Origin of the sequence: Micromonospora wenchangensis, from assembly GCF_002210435.1 — a bacterium.
Lineage (GTDB): Bacteria > Actinomycetota > Actinomycetes > Mycobacteriales > Micromonosporaceae > Micromonospora > Micromonospora wenchangensis.
In genome coordinates, this window is sequence record NZ_MZMV01000034.1 from 32,857 (window position 1) to 52,138 (window position 19,282).

The window sequence follows — 19,282 nt, forward strand, 5'->3', positions numbered from 1 at the left end:
GCCGGTTACTCCCCGGGCGCGATCAACTTCAGCGTCGGGAAGTACGAGCGGTAGCGGCTGCCGTCGCGGGTGAGCAGGCGGTAGCGGCAGACCGCCGCGTGCGCGCCGATGTAGAAGTCGGCGATCGGCGAACGCTTGGCGCCGCCCTGCCGGCGGTATCGCGCGTACGCCTTGCCGGCCAGGAAGCCCGCCGGGTACGGCAGTTCCTCGCGGAGAAAATCCGTGGCGGGCAGCGCATCGTCGAGTTCCTCGACACCGTCGAACCGCACGGATACCTCGGCATACACGATCGGATTGATCACCAGAACGCCGGCGTCCCGGGCGGCGGCCAGGGCCTCACCCGACCAGTCTGCCCATTGCGGGTCCTCGGTGAAGACGTCCAACAGGACGTTGGTGTCGACCAGCGTGGCAACCGTGTCCGGCACCCGACCGGCGACAGCCCGGATCCGTTCACTCCCCACGGAGAAGGTCCATCAGATCCTCGGTCGACATGCCCCGCACCTCCTGGGCGCTGCCCCTGCCGCGCATGTGTCGGACCAGACGCTGGCCACGGGTGTCGGCTTCACTGACGCGCACGATGCGCAGCGCGCCGCCCTCCTCGATCACGTCTACCTCGTCGCCCTCGTGCAGGTTGTACCGGACCCGCAGTTCCGCCGGGATCGTCACCTGACCTTTGCTGTTCAACCTCATGGCAGGCCCCCTAGATACGTAATACACATGATACGTGTCGCAGGTCTCTGCCCGGCTGCTCCCAGGTGACGTGAAGTGCGGCGGCGAGGTGGACCAGGGCCGGCGGGGCGGCAGCCCGCCATGCCCAGACAACCTCTGGATGAGCAGGTCATCGAGGATGTGACCCGCTCGATCCGGCTGGCGCTTCGCATCGTGGATTGCCCGCCCGCACGATGCGTCACCCCGACGGGGGTGCACTCTCCAGTAGGTCGTATGACTGTCAGGCATCTTTATGCCTGACAGTCATACGGGTCTCCGACGAAAGTACCGCCGGACGGAGGCAGGCTCCGTGACCATCCCGATGGGCCATCGGAAGATCGCCGCCGACCTGCATGCCGAATCCAGCAGGCCAGCACCCCGCGCCCGCCGCTCGCCAGTACGACGTGCCCGGCTGGCAGAAGGATGCCAGCCGGGCACACGTGTCTCCGGACAGGTGACGCGGGGAGGGGATCCGACGCGGGGCAGGGGCCTGAGGGGAAGGGACCTACCGCACGACCGGGCCACGCGGCAGCACCGCCGGAGAGCTACAGGCAGGGCGGACGCCTGCGCGCAACCCGGAGAGCTACGAGCAGGGCCGGACCCAGGCGGTGCTGACCCAGCCGTTGGTGTCACCCGAGGCGTCCCAGAGCGAGACGTGGTAGCGGCCGTTGGCCTCCTGCGCCGCGAACATGCGGGTGTTGTAGCCGACCGAGTGCGGCCACTTCGTGGTCGACGAGGTGCTGTCCACGAACACGGACAGGCTGACCGCGGTGGAGCACTTGCTGTACTGGTAGTAGGCGGCCTGGGCGGCACCGCCGGTCGCCACGGCCGTGCCGAGGCTGGTCAGGGCGGTCGCCGTCAGGAGGGCGAGCGCGCGCTTGCTGGTCGTACTCACGGGTACCTCCGAGTCGTCGGGTGGTGCGGGGTCGGCGGTGCCGTACGGCGGCCGGTTCAGCAGGCGCGGACCCAGGCGGTGCTGACCCAGCCGTTGGTGTCACCCGAGGTGTCCCAGAGCGAGACGTGGTAGCGGCCGTTGGCCTCCTGCGCCGCGTACATGACGTTGTTCCAGCCGATCGAGTGCGGCCACCGCGTGGTCGACGAGGTGCTGTCGACGAAGAAGGAGAGCGAGACCGCAGTGGAGCACTTGCGGTACTGGTAGTAGCCGGCCTGGGCGGCGGTGCCGGGCAGCACGGCCGCGACGAGGCCGGCGACCGCGGTGCCTGCCACGAGGGTTGCCGCGCGTGATTTGAGCCGATTCATCCTACCTCCAGATCGCGATCTGTCGATTGACCCGGCCGACCATACACACGTGGTGATCTCACGGCAACGCCATGTGTCCGGACCTGGGCGGCGACGCCGGGGCGGGGCGAAGGGGACGCTTGGTTGAGCGCGAGGGGATCTCGCACAGTAGGTTGAGCGGGTGAGCGGACGGTTCCCGATCGAAGACGTCTCCCCCGTCGTCGCCTGCGGTCGCTACCCGGCCAAGGCGGTGGTCGACGAGCTGGTGCCGGTGTCGGCCCGCGCCTACCGGGAGGGGCACGACGCGCTCGGCTGCAACGTGGTCTGGCACGGCCCCGACGGCGTGACCCGCCCGTTCACCCGGATGCGGCCGGGCGAGCCGGGGCAGGACCGCTGGCACGCCACCATCCGACCGGACGCCGTCGGCGAGTGGTCGTTCACCGTCGAGGCGTTCCAGGACCCGTACCTCACCTGGCACAACGCGGTGACCAAGAAGGTCGCCGCCGGGCAGGGCGCGGCCGAGCTGGCCAACGACCTGGCCGAGGGAGTCCGGGTGCTGACCGCCGCCCTGGCACTCGTACCGGGGGGTGCGGCCGGGCGGGTCGAGGCGGCGGTGGCCGCCCTGGGCGACAAGGAGGCCGACCTGGCCCGGCGGGTAGCCCCGGCGCTCGACCTGGCCGACCTGCTCTGGGACCACCCGGTGCGGGAACTGGTCACCACCGGCACCCCGTACCTGCTCTGGGTGGACCGCCCCCGGGCGCTCTTCTCCGCCTGGTACGAGTTCTTCCCCCGCTCCGAGGGCGCGATCCCGGCCACCGTCGACGCCCCGGCCCGCTCGGGCACCTTCGTCACCGCGCTGGAACGGCTGCCCGGGGTCGCGGCGATGGGCTTCGACGTGCTCTACCTGCCACCGATCCACCCGATCGGCCGGGTCAACCGCAAGGGCCGCAACAACGCGCTGACCGCCGGCCCCGACGACGTCGGCTCGCCCTGGGCGATCGGCGCGGCCGAGGGCGGCCACGACGCCATCCACCCCGACCTGGGTACGCCCGAGGACTTCCGCGACTTCGTCGCCGCCGCCGCCGAGCAGGGCCTGGAGGTGGCGATGGACCTGGCGTTGCAGTGCGCCCCCGACCACCCCTGGGTGACCGAGCACCCGGAGTGGTTCACCACCCGGGCCGACGGCAGCATCGCGTACGCGGAGAACCCGCCGAAGAAATACCAGGACATCTACCCGGTCAACTTCGACAACGACCCCGAGGGCATCCGGGCCGAGGTGCTGCGGGTGGTCCGGCACTGGATCGGCGAGGGCGTCCGGATCTTCCGGGTGGACAACCCGCACACCAAGCCGTTCGACTTCTGGCACTGGCTGATCGCCGAGGTCAAGCGCACCGACCCGGACGTGCTCTTCCTGGCCGAGGCGTTCACCCGGCCGGCGATCATGCACGGCCTCGGCAAGATCGGCTTCACCCAGTCGTACACCTATTTCACCTGGCGGACGACGGCCGCCGAGATGCGGGAGTACTGCGAGGAACTGGTCGCCTCGGTCGACTGGATGCGGCCCAACTTCTGGCCCAACACCCCGGACATCCTGCACGAGTCGTTGCAGCACGGCGGACCGCCGATGTTCAAGATCCGGGCGGTGCTGGCCGCGCTGCTCAGCCCGTCCTGGGGCATCTACGCCGGTTTCGAGCTGTTCGAGCACGTCGCCCGGCCCGGCGCCGAGGAATACCTCGACAACGAGAAGTACGAGCTGCGACCCCGGGACTGGGCCGGCGCGCAGGCGCACGGCCGCTCGCTCGCCCCGTTCGTCGCCACCCTCAACCGGGTCCGCCGCGAGCACCCGGCCCTGCACCGGCTGCGCAACCTGGTCTTCCACGACATCGACAACCCGGCGCTGCTCTGCTGGTCCAAGCGCGACCCGGACACCGGCGACACGGTCATCGTGGTCTGCTCGTTCGACTCGCACACCGTGCAGTGGGGCAACACCACGCTGGACATGCCGGCGCTCGGCTTCGACTGGCACGAACGGTTCACCGTGCACGACGAGCTGACCGGGGCCGGCTACGAGTGGGGGCAGCGCAACGCGGTCCGGCTCGACCCGTACCTGCAACCCGCGCACGTGCTGACGGTCCGCCGCCCGCCGACGCCGCCGACCGGGATTCCGGCCGGCGCGGAACCGGCCGGGTTGACAGTCGAGGAGGTGCCCGCGGAACTCTCCGGCGGCACCGCGCCGACCACCCCCGCCCCGGAGGCCGACCAGCCGGCCGGCCCCACCGCGACCGACCTCCCCGCCCCCGACCTGCCCGCACCTGGCCCCGCCAGGGTCCGCCGTGGCAGGGCCGGCGGCACCCGGGCCGGTGGCACCAGGACCGGCCGTGCCCCGCACGGCAGCACCCCGACCGACCCCGCCCCGAAGGACGACCGATGGACCAGCTGATCGCCGGCGCGACGCACGACCCGCACGCCCTGCTCGGCGCGCACCCCGCCGACGGGTGGACCACGATCCGCACCATGCGGCGGGGCGCCGGTGACGTGGCGCTGCTCGTCGGCGACGACCGGCACCCGATGAAGCGGGTGCACGACGTCGGCGTCTTCGAGGCCCGCGTCGAGGGCAGCGTGCTCGACTACCGGGTCGACGTCGACGGGTGGGTCACCGACGACCCGTACCGCCACCCGCCGAGCCTCGGCGAGCTGGACCTGCACCTGATCGGCGAGGGCCGGCACGAGCGGCTCTGGGAGGCGCTCGGCGCGCGGGTCCGCGACGACGGCGTCGCCTTCGCGGTGTGGGCCCCCAACGCGCGTGGCGTACGCGTGGTCGGCGACTTCACCGGCTGGGGTGCCGACGACGGCTGGCCGATGCGCAGCCTCGGATCCAGCGGCGTCTGGGAGATCTTCGTGCCCGGCGCACCCGAGGGGGCCCGCTACAAGTACCGGGTCCTCGGTGCCGACGGGCGATGGCGGGACAAGGCCGACCCGATGGCCGCGTACGCGGAGGTGCCGCCGGCCACCGCCTCGGTGGTGCACCGGTCCCGCTACGAGTGGACCGACGCGCAGTGGCTGGAGCGGCGGGCCCGCCGGCAGCCGCACCGGGAACCGATGAGCGTGTACGAGGTGCACCTCGGCTCGTGGCGGCCCGGCCTCGGCTACCGCGAGCTGGCCGAACAGCTCACCGCGTACGTCACCGAGATGGGCTTCACGCACGTGGAGTTCCTGCCGGTGATGGAGCACCCGTTCGGTGGTTCCTGGGGCTACCAGGTCACCGGCTACTTCGCGCCCACCTCCCGGTTCGGCGACCCGGACGACTTCCGGTACCTGGTCGACCGGCTGCACGCCGCCGGCGTCGGGGTGCTGCTGGACTGGGTGCCCGCGCACTTCCCCAAGGACGAGTGGGCCTTGGCCCGCTTCGACGGCACCCCGCTCTACGAGCACCCCGACCCGCGCCGCGGCGAGCACCCCGACTGGGGCACGTACGTCTTCGACTTCGGCCGCCGCGAGGTCCGCAACTTCCTGGTCGCCAACGCCCTCTACTGGTGCGACGAGTTCCACGTCGACGGCCTGCGGGTCGACGCGGTCGCCTCGATGCTCTACCTGGACTACTCCCGCCCCGAGGGGCAGTGGCTGCCCAACCGGCACGGCGGCCGGGAGAACCTGGAGGCGATCGCCTTCATGCAGGAGGTCAACGCCACCGTCTACAAGCACCACGCCGGGGTGGTGATGATCGCCGAGGAGTCCACCGCCTGGCCCGGGGTGACCCGACCCACCAGCGACGGCGGGCTCGGCTTCGGCTTCAAGTGGAACATGGGCTGGATGCACGACACCCTGCTCTACACCGCGAAGGACCCGATCTACCGCCAGCACCACCACCACCAGCTCACCTTCTCCCTGGCGTACGCCTGGAGCGAGAACTACGTGCTGCCGATCAGCCACGACGAGGTGGTGCACGGCAAGGGGTCGCTGGCCGGCAAGATGCCCGGCGACACCTGGCAACGGCTGGCCAACGTGCGCGCGCTGCTGGCGTACATGTGGGCGCACCCGGGCAAGCAGTTGCTCTTCATGGGCTGCGAGCTGGGCGACGACCGGGAGTGGAGCGAGGAACGCGGCCTCGACTGGTACCTCCTGCACGATCCGGCGCGGGCCGGGGTGCAGCGGCTGGTCGCCGACCTCAACGCCGCCTACCGGGGCACCCCGGCGCTGTGGGCGCAGGACACCGACCCGGCCGGGTTCCGCTGGATCGCCGGTGACGACGTCGCCAACAACACGGTCTCCTTCGTCCGGATCGCCCCGGACGGCGCGACCCTGGTCTGCGTGGCGAACTTCTCCGCCGGCCCGCTGGAGGACTACCGGGTCGGCCTGCCGGCCGCCGGCACCTGGACCGAGGTGATCAACACCGACGCCCACCACTACGGCGGCTCCGGGGTGGGCAATCTCGGCGCGGTACACGCCCAGGACGTCCCCTGGCACGGCCTGCCCGCCTCGGTTTCGCTGCGGGTGCCCCCGCTCGGCGTGCTCTGGCTCCGCCGCGACTGACCCGGCCGTACGGGACGCCGGTCGGGTCGGGGATCAGACCAGGCCGGCGTCGCGGAGCAGCTTCCACAGCCCGGCCCCATCCGGGGCGGAGAGCCACTTCTGCCCGACCGGGCCCGCCGAGGACGGCCGGTCGTTCGGCACGGGCAGGCTACCGGCGAGCACCGACTGCGTCGGGGAGAGCCGGCGGATCGCCACCCCGGCGACGTTCTCCGGGTGGGCGGCGGCGAACTCGCGGTAGATCTCCTGGTCGTGCTGCCCGTCGTCGCCGATCAGCAGCCACCGCACGTCGGGGAACTCGGTGGCCAGCCGGGCCAGGGTGGCCCGCTTGTGTTCCCGGCCGCTGCGGAACCAGCGGTCGGCCGTCGGCCCCCAGTCGGTGAGCAGCAGCGGGCCGGCCGGGTAGAGGTGCCGGGACAGGAACCGGGTCAGCGTCGGCGCGACGTTCCACGCGCCGGTCGACAGGTAGAACACCGGGCTGCCCGGGTGGGCGGTGACCAGGCGTTCGTACAGCACCGCCATGCCGGGCACGGCCGTGCGGGCGTGCTCGTCGAGGACGAAGGTGTTCCACGCGGCCAGCATGGGCCGGGGCAGCGCGGTCACCATCACCGTGTCGTCGATGTCGGAGAGGATGCCCAGGCGCACCTCCGGGTCGATGATCCGGACCAGCGCCTCGACCGGTTCGGCGTCGGCGACCCGCAGCCGCACCGACGCCCAGCCGGGGGTGAAGTCGGCCTTGACCACGGTGTCGACGAAGCCGCTGCGGTCGGCCCGGGCGGTGTGCACGCCGTCGCCGGCCTCGATGGTGACCTCGACGTGCTTGGCGGGCAGGGTGGCGAAGCTGCGCCAGCCGCGGACCTTCTCCAGCCGGCCCTGCCGCCGGTCGGGGCGGCTGAGCAGCACCCGGCACAGCACCCGGGCCCAGCCGGGCGCGCCGTAACCGGCGTACGCGACGATGTTGGGCTGCCACCCGGTGCGCCGCAGCCGGCGCTCCACCAACTGGTGCAGGGCGTCCTCGATCCGCGCGGCCCGGTGCAGGGTGGGTACGGCCAGCTGGCCTGCGGTGGTGGATGGCACGCTGCAACCCTGCCACAGGTGTCCGGCAGCGGCCAGGCGAGCGCCCAGGTAGCCGGCCCGGCTGGCCCGATCGGGCCCGGCGCGGCCGGTGGGCGTGACACACTCCGGTCGGGACGACGACGGGGGCGTTGGTCGTGTCGACACCTGTACCGCCCGACCGCGCGCGGCTGGACCGCCCGGCGCTGGTCGCGCTGCTGCTCGGGGTGGCCGGGGTGGGGTACCGGCTGGCCCTGACCCTGCTGACGGTGCCCGCCGCGAACAGCGACGAGGCGACGTTCGGGCTGGCCGCGCTGCACATCGCCGCCGGCCGGGAGCACCCGGTGTTCCTGTACGGGCAGCACTACATGGGCATGGCCGAGTCCTACCTGGCGGCGCCGCTGGTGGCCCTGGCCGGGCCGTCCTGGCCGGTGCTGCGGTTGCCGCTTGTCGCGTTGTACGCCGTCTTCCTCTGGTTGTCCCACCGGCTGACCCGGCGGCTCTACCGGCCGTGGTTCGCCACCTTCGTCGTCGGGCTGTTGGTGCTCGGCACCGAACGGGTGGTGCGTGACCAGCTCACCGTGGTGGGCGGGCGGCCCGAGGGCAAACCGATGGTGCTGGCGATCCTGCTGGTCGCGGTGGGCCTGGCCGGGCGGCGCGGCCGGTGGCGGCGGCCCGGCTGGCGGCGGGCGGCTACCGGACTGGCCGGGGTGCTCGCCGGGGCGGCGCTCTGGTCGGACTGGCTGCTCGCCCCCTACCTGGCGGTCGCCGGCCTGCTGCTGCTGTACGCGCTGCGCCGGAAGCTGTGGGGCTGGTCGGGGCTGCTGCTGGTGGCCGGGGTCGCGGTCGGGATGGCACCGCTGGCCTGGGACAACCTGGTCGCCCCGCCGGGCGCGGACTCGCTGTCGGTGCTGCGTCAGCTCAGCGCCGGTACCGGCCCGACGCCGCCGTGGGCGGACCGGGTGCGGGGCGGGCTGCTGGAGGGGGTGCCGCTGGCCACCGGCCTCTGCCCGGTCACCGGCTGCGCCCGCTGGCAGGAGTGGTTCGGGGTGCTCTACCTGGTGCTGCTGGTCGCCGCCGCCGGTCTCGCCCTGGTCGGCCACCGCCGGGCCGTGGGCCGGCCGGCGGCCGTGCGGGTCCGACCGCTCGCCCAGCTCGCCCTGGTCGCCGGTGCCGCGCTGACCCTGCTGTCGTACGTCCGCAGCCCGCCCGCCGCGACCGACCCGCTCGCCAACGCCCGCTACCTGTCGGTGGTGCAGATCTCCCTGCCGGCGGTGCTCTGGCCGCTCTGGCTGGCGGCGGCGGCCTGCTGGCGGGGCAGTGTCGGGGTGGTCGGCCGGCTGGTCGGGGCGGGCGCCGCCGCCGTGCTGGCCGGGTTGACCACCACCGCCGTGGTGGCGACGGGCCTGTTCCTGGCCACGCTCGACGCGCCCCGGGCCGACCAGCGGCGGGCCCGGGACCTGGCCGACGCGGTTCGGCGTACCGGGCTGCGGGAGGTCTACGGCGACTACTGGACCTGCAACCGGTTGACCTTCGACACGGGCGAACGGGTGGTCTGCGCGGTGCTCGACGGGCGGCTCACCCCGGGGCAGAACCGGTACCCGCCGTACTGGCGGCGGGTGGAGCGGGCGGCGCGGCCCGGGTACGTGCTGCCGGTCGACTCCCCGGCGGAACGCCGGCTGCGTCACCTGCTCGGGGACGGAGCCGACGACGCCCGGCTGGTCGAGGTCGCCGGATATCGCGTGTACCGCCCGCCGAGCGCCGTCCGGCCGTGGCGCTGACCTCGGCCCGTACGCTGTGCCGGTGCTCATCCTGCTGCCGCCCTCCGAGGGCAAGGCCGACGCCGGCACCGGGCGTCGGCTCGACCTGACCCGGCTCTGCCTGCCCGAGCTGACGCCGGCCCGCGAGGAGGTGCTGGGCGCGCTGATGACGCTCAGTGCCACCGGCCGGTCCGACGCCGCCGCGGACGCCGCCCTGACCGCCCTCGGGTTGACCGCCGGTCAGCGGGGCGAGCTGGCCCGCAACGCCCGGCTGGACCGGGCCGCCACCGCGCCGGCCGGGCAGGTCTACACCGGGGTGCTCTACGAGGCGCTCGGCCTGGCCACCCTGCCGCCCGGGGCGCTGCGGACGGCCCGCCGCACCGTGCTGGTCAGCTCGGGCCTGTGGGGGGTGGTCCGGCTCGCCGACCGGATTCCGCCGTACCGGTGCCCGATCGGGGCGCGGTTGCCGGGGGTGGGGGCGCTGTCGGCGTACTGGCGGCGGGTGCTGTCGCCGGTGCTGACGGCGGCGGCCGGCGGCGGCCCGGTGCTGGACCTGCGCTCCGCCGCCTACGCGGCGACCTGGACGCCGCCGGCGGAGCTGGCCGGTCGGACGGTCACCGTGCGGGTGCTGCACGAGCGCCGGCCGGGCGAGCGCACGGTGGTCAGTCACTTCAACAAGGCCACCAAGGGGCGGCTGGTCCGTGACCTGCTGTTGGCCGGGGCCCGGCCACGCACCGCGACCGGGTTGATCGGCGCGTTGCGTGACCTGAAGTATCCGGTCGAGGAGCGGCCGGTGACGACGGGTCGACCCCGGCAGATCGACGTGGTGGTGACCGAACTCTAGGAACGCAAGATTTCCTCAAATCCGGTGCCGATGGCTGGAGGCGGGCCGACCGGCAGGCGACCGTTAGGGGAATCCCACGTCGAGAAGGAGCGGTCCGATGACCTCCGAACCCCGCCTGCTCGACCGGCCGCACCTCCCGTCGTCCCCGCCCCCGCTGGACTGGCTGACCCTGGCCGACGCGTTCGAGGTGGCCTGCCTGGTGCGCTGCACGCCGACGCCGACGGCCCGCCCGCACACCCCCACGCCACCGCAGCGGGGGACCGTGGAGTTCAACCGGGAGGACGCGGCGCTGCGGATGCGGCAGCTGCTCGCCCGGCTCGACGTCCCGGTCGAGCACGAGGTGGTCACCGGTGGCCTGCGCCGCCGGTACGAGCTGCACCGGTTGCACGTGCCGGCGGATCACCGCGCCGGGTTCACCCGGTTGCGGGAGACGGGGTGGCGGCAGGGACGTCGGGAACTGCTCGGGCCCGCCGTCGGGTCCTCCACCCCCCGGGCCGCCTGGCGGACCCGGCTCGCCTCGGCCGCCTGGCGTTCGGCCCTGCTGGCCGGCGGCCGGCACGTCCGACGGCACATCCTCGGCATCCGGCTGGCCGACCGGGAACTCGCCGCCGTGCTGATCCGGTCGGCGGCGCTGCTGGAGGTGCCGGCGCTGCTGCATCCGGGGGCCGGCTGCCTGGTGGTGAGCGTCGCGGACGGGCCGGACCGGCTGCGGATCATGGAACGGGCCGCGTTGGCGCCCGCCCGGACCACCACCCTGGTCTGACCCCCGCCACCGGCCACCACACCGCCCGCTGACCCGGGGCTCAGACCGGGCACCGGCGGCCCGAGCTTGCGCCGGAGCCGGTGACGGCGCAGAGTGCACCGCGTGAGCCGTAGCCGGACCGGGCGCGGCCGGCGGTCCGCCTCCGCCGGCGGGGCGCTGCTGATGCTGCTGGTCGTGGTGCTCGGCGGGCTGGCCGCCTGCCAGGAATCCCCCGACGAGCCGATCCCGATCCGGATCGCCACCGGCAGCCCGACCGCCGTCTACCACGCCTTCGGCCAGTCGCTGGCCACCGTCCTCAACCGCGAGCTGCCCGGGGTCCGGGCCAGCGTGGTGGTCACCGCCGCCTCCGCCCAGAACGTCCGGCTGGTCGGCTCCGGTGCCGCCGAACTGGGCTTCACCCAGGCCGACGTGCTCGACACCAGCCCGACCACCCCGCCGAGGGTGCTCGCCGTGGCCCGCGTCTACGACGACCTGCTGCACCTGGTCACCACGGCCGGCGGTCCGATCCGCGAGCTCGCGGACCTGCGCGGGCGACGGGTGTCGGTGGGCGCGGCCGGCTCCGGCACCGAGGTCACCGTGACCCGGCTGCTGGAGGTGGCCCGGCTCGGCGGGGACACGGTCCGGCAGGAACACCTCGGGCTGGACGACTCGGTGGCGGCGTTGCGCGCCGGCCGGATCGACGCCTTCTTCTTCTCCGGTGGCCTGCCGGTACGTGGGGTGAAGGCGCTGGCCGACGCCACCTCGATCCGGCTGGTGAACCTCGGCGAGTGGACCGAGCCGCTGCGCCGCGCCTACCGGGAGGTGTACGTCTCCCGGGACGTCCCCCGCTCGGTGTACGGGGTGGACCCCGTCACCACCGTCGCCAACCCCAACTACCTGATCGTCCGGGCGGACCTGCCCGAGCCCCTGGTACGCGAGGTGACCCGGCTGCTGATGGAACGCCGGTCGGAGCTGGCCGCCGCCCATCCGGCGGCCGGCCGGATGAGTCCCCGCTCGGCGATCGCCACCACGCCGTTGCCGCTGCACCCGGGCGCGGCCGACTGGTACCGCTCCGCCAAACCCTGACCGCTCAGCCCGGCCCGGACGCCCCCGCCCGGCCGCCGGTGGGTGTCGCCGGGATGGTGGTTGCTGCCGGGGCGCCGGGCAGGGCCGGGGTGGTGGGGCCCGCGGCCGGGGCGCGGTCGGCGGCCGGATCGGCGTCTGCGGCCAGGTCGGGGTCTGCGGCCAGGTCGGGGGCCGCGGCCGGAGCGGAGCCGGCCGGGGCGGGGAACCACAGTTCGGCGACCAGGCCACGCGGCTGCCCCGGGTGCATGGTGAGCCGACCGTCGGAGGCGTCCACCAGCACCGCCACGATGGTCAGGCCGAGACCGGCACCCTCGATGTTCTGCGCGTCCGGGGCCCGCCAGAACCGCTCGGTGGCCTGGTCGAGCTGGCCCGAGGTCATCCCCGGGCCGGTGTCGCGCACCTCCAGCGCGGTGCCCCCGTCGGCGTGCCGGACCGCGACGGTCACCTCACCACCGTCGCCGCTGAACTTGATCGCGTTGTCGATCAGCGCGTCCAACGCCTGGTCGACGGCGGTCGGCACGGTCCGGGCGTAGGCCGGGCCGGACGCCACCAGGCGCAACGTGACCGACCGGTGCCGGGCCAACGGCTCCCACGCGGCGACCCGGGACGCGGCCACCGCCGCCGCGTCCACGGTGACCCGTTCGTTCTGCTCCCGCTCGGCGCGGGCCAGGGTGAGCAGCCCGTCGAGGACCAGCGCCAACCGGTCGGTCTCCTCCAGGGCGAGCCGGTGCTCGGCCCGGCCGTCCTGGTCGACCACGCTCGGCCCCAGCTCCTCCACCCGCAGGCGCAGCGCGGTCAGCGGGTTGCGCAACTGGTGACTGGCGTGCGCGACGAAGGCCCGCTGCCGGTCCATCACGTCGGCGACCACCGCCGCCATGTGGTTGAAGTTGGCCGCCAGCCGGCGCAGCTCCGGCGGCCCCCACCGGTCCTGCACCCGGGCGCCCCGGTCCCCCTCGGCGATCTCGTGGGTCACCGCGTCCAGTTCGGTCACCGGGCGCAGCACCCAGCCGGCCAGCCCGAACGCGGTGGAGACGCAGGCCAGCACGGCGAGCAGTCCGATCCCGGCGAGCAGCAGCCACCACGCGGTGACCGTGCGGCGGACCTTCGCCACCGGCGTGGCGGTGACCACCGCGCCGAGCACCTCACCGCCGTCGTTGATCGGCACCGCCACCACCAGCGGGCCGTCCACCCACGGCCACACCGAGTCCGGCCCGTTGAACTGCTGCCCGGCCAGGGCGGTGTCCAGGGCCGCCCGGGTGTCCCGGCCGGTGTGCCAACTCGTCGACACCACCAGCGCCCGGCCGTCCCGGTCGACGACGGCGGCCCCGATGCCGTAGAGCTGGTCGTAGCTGACGAGTTCGCCGGTCAGCGGCCCGGCCCCGCCGCCGCGCAACGCCGGCCCGGCCAGCGAGGCGAACCGGGTGGCGTCAGCGAGCCGGTCGGCGCGGACCCGGTCGGTCTCCCGGGACGCCAGGGTCGCCGCGAGCGGCGTCTCCAACGCCAGCAGCACCAGCACCATCAGCAGCAGATAGCTGATCACCAGTCGACGCCGCACCGGCTGCCCCTCACTCGCCCCGGAGCCGGTAGCCGACCCCGCGTACGGTCTCCACCAGCCGGGGGTCGCCGAGCTTGGCGCGCAGCGAACCGACGTGCACCTCCACGGTGTGCCGGTCGGCCCAGGTGGTGCCCCAGACGTCGAGCAGGATGCGGTCCCGGGGCACCGCCGTGCCGGGCTGACGGGCCAGCGAGAGCAGGATGTCGAACTCCTTACGGGTCAACGCCACCGGCTGACCGGCGACGGCGACCGTCCGGGCGGCCACGTCGATGCGGACCGGCCCGACCTCGATCAGGTCCCGGGCCGGCGCGGCGTGCGCCGCCCGCCGCAGCACCGCCTCGATCCGGGCCTGCAACTCCACCATCGAGAACGGCTTCACCACGTAGTCGTCGGCGCCGAGCCGCAGGCCGAGCACCCGGTCGCGTTCCTCGCCCCGGGCGGTGACCGCGATGATGCCGAGCTGGCTGCTGCGCCGCCGCAGCTCCCGGCACACCTCCGTACCGTCACCGTCGGGCAGGGTGAGGTCGAGCAGGACCAGGTCGCAGGGGGCGGCGGAGAGCGCGGCGGCGACGGTGGCCGCGTGCTCGACCTCGTACCCGCGTCGGGTCAGCGCCGAGGCGAGGGCGGCGGCCACCCGTCGGTCGTCCTCGACCAGCAGGATGCGCACCGGTGACCCCCATTCGTCGTACGGATGTCGAGCGAATGGTGGCAGAAGCGCCGGCGTGGGGGAAACGGTGGGCGACCCCGCGCCGGTCACCGGGATGCCGCCGCCACCGGCCGGGGAAACGGCGCGGGACCCGGGGCGGGCGTCCACCCCGGGTCCCACGGCCCGGTCGGTCAGCGGCAGAGCCGGCCGATCTCCTCCTGGAACCGGTCCATCGGGTTGGCCTCGGCCGGGCCGAGCAGGTAGGTCTTCAGCTCCCGCCGGGCGTCGGTCATCGGGTCGTCACCGACCCGGGTCACCGCGACGATCTTCTCCAGCTCGCCGCAGTCCCGGGAGAGCAGGTACGCCCCCCGGGAGGTGGGGAACTCGCGCCGGAACTCGTCCTCCGGCAGCCCGCTCGGGTTGGCCACCACGTACGGCCGCTGGCTCTGCACGAAGTCGGAGACCACGCTGGAGATGTCGCTGATCAGCAGGTCGGTCTGGTTGAAGCAGTCGAACAGGGCGGGGACCCGGCCGGTGACCACCCGGTGCCCCGGGCCGTCGAGCGAACCGGAGTCGGGGTCGCCGCCGGCGGCGCGGATCAGCGACACCAGCCGCTCGTGCACCGCCCGTGCCTCCTTGGAGCGGGAGCCGGTCAGCGGGTGCGGCTTGTAGACCAGGCGCACCTGCGGCGAGGCGAGCACGCCCCGGACGATCCGCTCCCCCATCAGCACCAGCGAGGTGTGGTACGGGTCGTCGTCGAGCCAGCCCTCCCAGGTGGGGGCGTACAGGACGGTGAACGGCCGGTCCGGGGCGGTCCCGCCGAAGGTGTGCACCCCGGCGAGCTGCGGCCGGCCGATCTCCACGATGTCCTCGTCGCGGACGCCGACCGCGGCCCGCGCGTACCGCTCCCGTCCGGCCAGGCCGGCGACCCACACCTCGTCGTACACCTTGCTGTACGGGTTGACGCTGGCCTGCTTGTCGCTGTCACCGTGGCCGACGAACACGTGCTTCATGCCCGGCTCGCGCAGCATGTGGATGTTCGCGCCGACGTTGGCCGCGTAGAGGGCGGCCCGCACCGTGCCCAGTTCGAGGTTCATGAAATCCGGGCCGGTCGGCACGCAGATCACCGGCAGCCGGGTGTCGGCCAGTTCGAAGAACGCCTCCCTGCTGCGCATCAGCACGACCGCCCGCTGGTGCAGCGCCTCGGTCGGGGCCAGCCACATGTTCGCCTGGTAGACGTCCTTGGCCGGGCCGGCGAAGTAGAGCGCGACCTCGGGGCGGTAGCCGTCGATCCACCGCTGGAGCACCGGCAGCACCGGGCTCTTGCCGGTGCCCCGCCCGCGCAGCCAGGTCACCGCGACGACCGCGCCGACCAGGGCGGCGAGCCCGGCCGCCAGCGCGGCGACCGCCAGCATGACGGTGACGTCGGTGCGGACCGCCGCGACCACGGCGGCCGGGATCAGCAGCACGTTGAGCACCGCGAGCTGGACGCCGGCCAGGGCGGCGACCCACCCGGGCGGGCGGGGGGCCGAGCGGATCGGCCCCAGCTCGATGTTGCGGACCAGCGCGGAGACCGGGTTCCGCCTGTCGATCATGGTGTTGAGGGCGCCCGAGAAGACGGCGGTCACCCAGACCGCCGCCGGCAGCACCAGCAGCCAGGTCAGCTCGGCCCCGGTGAGCGGGACCGTGGCGGCGACCAGCAGCACGCTGGCGAGGTCCCGGCTGAGCTGCCGGTAGCCCCGGTTGAGGCCGACCTTCTCCAGCAGCGTCTCCGAGGGGGGCGACCAGCGGGTGACGGCGAACTCGCCGACGACGGCGGCCAGCCCGGCCACGGCGAACAGGGCCACCCATCCGAAGCCGCCCGCGACGAGCATGACCAGGTAGGACAGCACCAGCAGCGCGCCTCGGGCGGCGGTGCCGGTGCGTTCCAGTAACGAGCCGAACAAGGGGGACGCTCCCTACGAGATCGATGACGGGCGGGGCCCGGCGGTCGGCGGCCTCGTCGTACGACGGGCGTGACCGCAGCACCGCGACCGACCGGGCCGGCCTGCGGGTGACTGCGACTTTAACGCGAGAGGACGTCCCGGTGTCGCTCGGGTATCCAGGTCCATTTCGGTCAGACGAGCCGATACCTGGCGGGCGGCCCGGGACGTCCCCCGCTCAGCCCGCCCGGCCGTAGCAGGTCGTCGCGCCCGGTCCACGCCGCGAGGCGAACTCGGTGAAGCCCAGCTCGACGGCCGTCTCCCGGGCGTACCGGTTGCCGTTGTAGACGCAGATGGTGCCCACGCCGAGCCGCTCGACGGCGGCGGCGACCTGCGCCCGGTCGGGTTTCTCCCGCCCGTCGGCGAAGTGGGCCAGCAGCAGCCGGTCCTTGGCGAAATCGGAGTTCAGGTCGTACTCGACCAGGTAGAAGTCGCGGGGCAGGACGACCCGGACCCGGCTGGTGACGATCAGTGAGGTCCGCATGATGGTCGAGGGGGCGAGGACCAGGCCGTCCGGCCGGTCCTGCCCGGCGATCCAGAACGCGATCTGCTGCCGCTGCTGGGGCAGCTTCCAGGTGGGGCGGGTGTGCGTCTCCACCCAACTGTCAGGCGACCACATCGGGGTGGCCCAGACGGCGAACGAGGCGACCATCGCGGCGGCGACCAGCCCGCCGACCGCGCCGCGCAGCAGCCGCGACGGCGACGGGACCGACACCGTGCAGAGCAGGCCGATCAGGGTCGGCAGGGCGAGCAGCCACGGCACCCGCCAGAGCACCACGGAGATCCCGGTCAGCGCGCCGAGCGTCTCCAGCACGCCGGGCACCAGCAGCACGCTCATCACCAGGGCGGCGCCGGCGGCCAGCAGCGCCGGGGTGCGGCGGCGGGCCAGCAGCGGCCCGCACCACAGCGCCAGGCCGCTGATCACCCCGACGATTCCGACCAGCAGCGTGCGCCGGTAGGTGTACTCGGCGTCGAAGAAGGCGTCGTCCGCGCCGGCGGCGTCCATGCCGCCCAGCACGAGCCGGGACACCACGATCGCCCCCACCGGGTACGCCACGGCGGCGAGCCCGCCGACCACCGCGTCCTTCCACCGGCCGACCAGCAGCATGGCCAGCCCGGCCGCACCGACCAGCATCGGCAGGATGATCGCCGAGGTGGTGGTGAGCCCGGCCGCGGTGACCGAGAGGGCGAAGACGAGCAGCAGCGAACGGCGCGACCGGGTGTCGAACCACTCGGTGAGGTAGAGCCACATCAGCGGGATGACCGCCGAGACGAACATCCCCTTGCCCTCGTAGAGGCGGGGCAGGTGGAAGGTGCCGAGCGCGGCGTCCGAACCGGCCACCAGGTAGAGGTAGGTCACCGCGACGCTGAACGCGAGCACCGGCCGGCGCGGGGCCCACCGGTGGGTGAGCCGCCACAGCGCCAGGACGGCCAGCACCGCCATCACCGGCAGCGCGAGGTACCAGGTGGCGGACGCCCCGTGGATGCCGAGCACGTGGGCGAGCGCGCCGTCGAACACCTCGATCGAGGGGGTGGGCGGCAGCGAACCCATCGCCGGGGCGACGTTCTCGGTGAACAGGAAGTCGTTGGTGGGCACCAGGTCACGCTCGGCCACCCAGACCGTCTTGCCCACGTAGTAGACGTCGTCCGGGGTGTTGCGGGCCAGGTAGAGCGAGGAGATCGCCGCGCCGACCGAGATCAGCAGCGCGTACCCGGACTGGCCGGCGGTGGGGACGGGCGGCGCGGGTGGGTCCGCGTCGTCGGCCCGCCACGCCCGCCGGGTGAGCAGCATGACCCCGATGCCCGCGACGGCACCGGCAGCGGCCGGGACCCACCAGGAGAGCACGTCGCCGGCCGGGGTGCCGGCGAGGCCGGCGGTGACGGCGGCGACCACCCCGGCGGCGACCACTGGCAGCAGGAAGCGGCGCGGCTGGCCCGTCCCGCCCGACGGGGCGGGGTCGGCGGCCGGTGCGGGGGGCGCGGCGGGGACGCGGCTCCGCCGCAGGGCGCGCACCCCGACCACGGCGGCGATGCCGACGCAGCCGACGAGCCAGCTCAGGAAGGTCACCGACGGGCGCAGCCCGAACAGGAAGGAGGCGTGGTAGAGCACCGTCCACAGCGCGAAGCCGAGCACCCCGGCGTCGGTGATGACGGCCGGGGCGGCGGCGAGCGCCGACCGCAGCCGGTGCGCGGGCCGCGGTCGTCCGGCGGCCGGCCCGGCGGGGGGTGGTGCGACGGGCGGGGGCGCGACGGCAACGGGGTCGGCGTTCGGCACGGGTCGTCCTTGTCGTCGTACGGGCACGGTACGCGAGAGTCGTACGGCCGGCGGGCGGCGGACGGTCGCCCGGCTCCGGTCCGGAAAGCAGGGTAACCGCAACCACCCCCGGTCGATGGCCGGTGGGCGGCGTGGCGGTGTCCCGGAGGTGGCCGGGCGGGGGCCGGTCAACCGGACACCGGCGCCTCCCGCTGGCGGGGCACCGTGCCGTTCGCGGTCAGCCCGGTCGCCACCGACTCCACCAGCAGATCCAGGTAGCTCGGGGTGAGCGGGGTCCGCGCGATGGCCAGCCGCCAGTACAACGGGCCGACGATCAGGTCGACGGCCGCGTCGGCGTCGGTGTCGGCGGGCAGTTCGCCGCGTTGCACCGCCAGGCTGATCAACCGGCCGCCGATCTCCTGCTGCTTGGCCCGCAGGAGCTGCTGGAGGGTGGCGTCGATGGTCGGGTTGCGGGCCGCCTCGGCGAGCAGGTCGGGGATGATCTGCGAGGCCAGCGGGTGGCTGAGCGCGTGGGCGATCACCTGGAACAGCAGCGTCAGGTCGCCGCGTAGGCTGCCGGTGTCCAGCGCCGGCAGTTTGTTGCCGGCGGCGGCCACCACGGTCTCGATCACCAGGTCGAGTTTCGAGTTCCACCGCCGGTAGATCGCGGTCTTGCTCACCCCGGCCCGGCGGGCCACCGCCTCGATGGAGAGCCGCCCGTATCCGACCGCGGCGAGTTCCTGCATCAGGGCACGGCGGATGGCTCTGGTGATGTCGCCCCGCAGCACCGCGGCACCGGCCGGCGTACGCCTCTTGTCGCTGGTCATCGGGGACTCTTCGCACCTGTCACGGGGGCCAATGTAGCGCAACGACGGTACGGTTGCGT

General features: G+C 73.9%; 15 protein-coding genes and 1 pseudogene. 6 read left to right on the forward strand and 10 right to left on the reverse strand.

Annotated elements, in window-relative coordinates; translation table 11 throughout:
- Positions 1 to 5: 5 nt before the first annotated feature.
- The 4 genes from B5D80_RS19850 to B5D80_RS19865 all read right to left on the reverse strand — a co-directional run bounded on the left by B5D80_RS19850 (position 6) and on the right by B5D80_RS19865 (position 1,935).
- Entirely contained in the window at positions 6 to 461 is a 456-nt protein-coding gene (locus tag B5D80_RS19850) for a type II toxin-antitoxin system VapC family toxin (RefSeq protein ID WP_088645398.1), read from the reverse strand.
- On the reverse strand, positions 451 to 690 hold the full coding sequence (locus B5D80_RS19855; RefSeq protein WP_088645399.1) for an AbrB/MazE/SpoVT family DNA-binding domain-containing protein: 240 nt from the start codon (positions 688 to 690) through the stop codon (positions 451 to 453). Before B5D80_RS19855 ends, B5D80_RS19850 begins: the two co-directional genes overlap by 11 nt.
- Positions 691 to 1,291: 601 nt before the next feature.
- A complete protein-coding gene (locus B5D80_RS19860; RefSeq protein ID WP_088645400.1) occupies positions 1,292 to 1,603 on the reverse strand; it encodes a hypothetical protein in 312 nt (103 codons plus the stop codon).
- A gap of 56 nt (positions 1,604 to 1,659) precedes the next feature.
- On the reverse strand, positions 1,660 to 1,935 hold the full coding sequence (locus B5D80_RS19865) for a hypothetical protein (protein WP_088645401.1): 276 nt from the start codon (positions 1,933 to 1,935) through the stop codon (positions 1,660 to 1,662).
- A gap of 193 nt (positions 1,936 to 2,128) precedes the next feature.
- Here B5D80_RS19865 and B5D80_RS19870 point away from each other — a divergent pair, with 193 nt between their 5' ends.
- Positions 2,129 to 4,387 (forward strand): alpha-1,4-glucan--maltose-1-phosphate maltosyltransferase, encoded by a 2,259-nt coding sequence (locus B5D80_RS19870; protein WP_088645402.1) that lies wholly within the window; start codon positions 2,129 to 2,131, stop codon positions 4,385 to 4,387.
- Entirely contained in the window at positions 4,375 to 6,477 is a 2,103-nt protein-coding gene (gene glgB, locus B5D80_RS19875) for a 1,4-alpha-glucan branching protein GlgB (RefSeq protein ID WP_088645403.1), read from the forward strand. Before B5D80_RS19870 ends, glgB begins: the two co-directional genes overlap by 13 nt.
- Before the next feature lie 33 nt (positions 6,478 to 6,510).
- Here glgB and B5D80_RS19880 read toward each other — a convergent pair whose 3' ends face one another.
- Positions 6,511 to 7,551 (reverse strand): App1 family protein phosphatidate phosphatase, encoded by a 1,041-nt coding sequence (locus tag B5D80_RS19880; RefSeq protein WP_088645404.1) that lies wholly within the window; start codon positions 7,549 to 7,551, stop codon positions 6,511 to 6,513.
- Between the two features lie 134 nt (positions 7,552 to 7,685).
- Between B5D80_RS19880 and B5D80_RS19885 the strand changes: the two genes are divergently transcribed.
- From B5D80_RS19885 to B5D80_RS19900, 4 genes are all read left to right on the forward strand, one after another.
- On the forward strand, positions 7,686 to 9,308 hold the full coding sequence (locus B5D80_RS19885; protein WP_088645405.1) for a hypothetical protein: 1,623 nt from the start codon (positions 7,686 to 7,688) through the stop codon (positions 9,306 to 9,308).
- A 22-nt stretch (positions 9,309 to 9,330) separates the two neighbouring features.
- Positions 9,331 to 10,131, forward strand: a complete 801-nt coding sequence (gene yaaA, locus B5D80_RS19890) for a peroxide stress protein YaaA (RefSeq protein ID WP_169733083.1) — start codon at positions 9,331 to 9,333, stop codon at positions 10,129 to 10,131.
- Positions 10,132 to 10,228: 97 nt separating this feature from the next.
- Positions 10,229 to 10,894 carry a hypothetical protein gene (locus B5D80_RS19895; RefSeq protein ID WP_088645407.1) on the forward strand — a complete coding sequence of 222 codons (666 nt, stop codon included), beginning with the start codon at positions 10,229 to 10,231 and terminating at the stop codon, positions 10,892 to 10,894.
- A 102-nt stretch (positions 10,895 to 10,996) separates the two neighbouring features.
- The gene (locus tag B5D80_RS19900) at positions 10,997 to 11,959 is read left to right on the forward strand and encodes a TAXI family TRAP transporter solute-binding subunit (RefSeq protein ID WP_425437218.1); all 963 of its coding nucleotides are present in this window, start codon (positions 10,997 to 10,999) and stop codon (positions 11,957 to 11,959) included.
- A 163-nt stretch (positions 11,960 to 12,122) separates the two neighbouring features.
- Here B5D80_RS19900 and B5D80_RS19905 read toward each other — a convergent pair.
- From B5D80_RS19905 to B5D80_RS19925, 5 genes and pseudogenes are all read right to left on the reverse strand, one after another.
- Positions 12,123 to 13,514, reverse strand: a pseudogene (locus tag B5D80_RS19905) (sensor histidine kinase); the annotation flags it as partial.
- Positions 13,515 to 13,524: 10 nt separating this feature from the next.
- Complete coding sequence (locus tag B5D80_RS19910) at positions 13,525 to 14,181, reverse strand: response regulator transcription factor (RefSeq protein ID WP_088645409.1); 657 nt, start codon at positions 14,179 to 14,181, stop codon at positions 13,525 to 13,527.
- Between the two features lie 170 nt (positions 14,182 to 14,351).
- The gene (locus B5D80_RS19915) at positions 14,352 to 16,106 is read right to left on the reverse strand and encodes a CDP-glycerol glycerophosphotransferase family protein (RefSeq protein WP_088645410.1); all 1,755 of its coding nucleotides are present in this window, start codon (positions 16,104 to 16,106) and stop codon (positions 14,352 to 14,354) included.
- A 214-nt stretch (positions 16,107 to 16,320) separates the two neighbouring features.
- The gene (locus B5D80_RS33425; protein WP_088645411.1) at positions 16,321 to 18,417 is read right to left on the reverse strand and encodes a DUF6077 domain-containing protein; all 2,097 of its coding nucleotides are present in this window, start codon (positions 18,415 to 18,417) and stop codon (positions 16,321 to 16,323) included.
- Positions 18,418 to 18,584: 167 nt separating this feature from the next.
- Entirely contained in the window at positions 18,585 to 19,223 is a 639-nt protein-coding gene (locus tag B5D80_RS19925) for a TetR/AcrR family transcriptional regulator (RefSeq protein ID WP_088645412.1), read from the reverse strand.
- Between the last annotated feature and the right edge of the window lie 59 nt (positions 19,224 to 19,282).

What these genes read in the sequence shown, in the direction of transcription:
- B5D80_RS19925 (WP_088645412.1), bottom strand. Translation starts at nt 19,223, where the DNA reads ATGACCAGCGACAAGAGGCGTACGCCGGCCGGTGCCGCGGTGCTGCGG.
- B5D80_RS19895 (WP_088645407.1), top strand. Translation starts at nt 10,229, where the DNA reads ATGACCTCCGAACCCCGCCTGCTCGACCGGCCGCACCTCCCGTCGTCC.
- B5D80_RS19855 (WP_088645399.1), bottom strand. Translation starts at nt 690, where the DNA reads ATGAGGTTGAACAGCAAAGGTCAGGTGACGATCCCGGCGGAACTGCGG.
- glgB (WP_088645403.1), top strand. Translation starts at nt 4,375, where the DNA reads ATGGACCAGCTGATCGCCGGCGCGACGCACGACCCGCACGCCCTGCTC.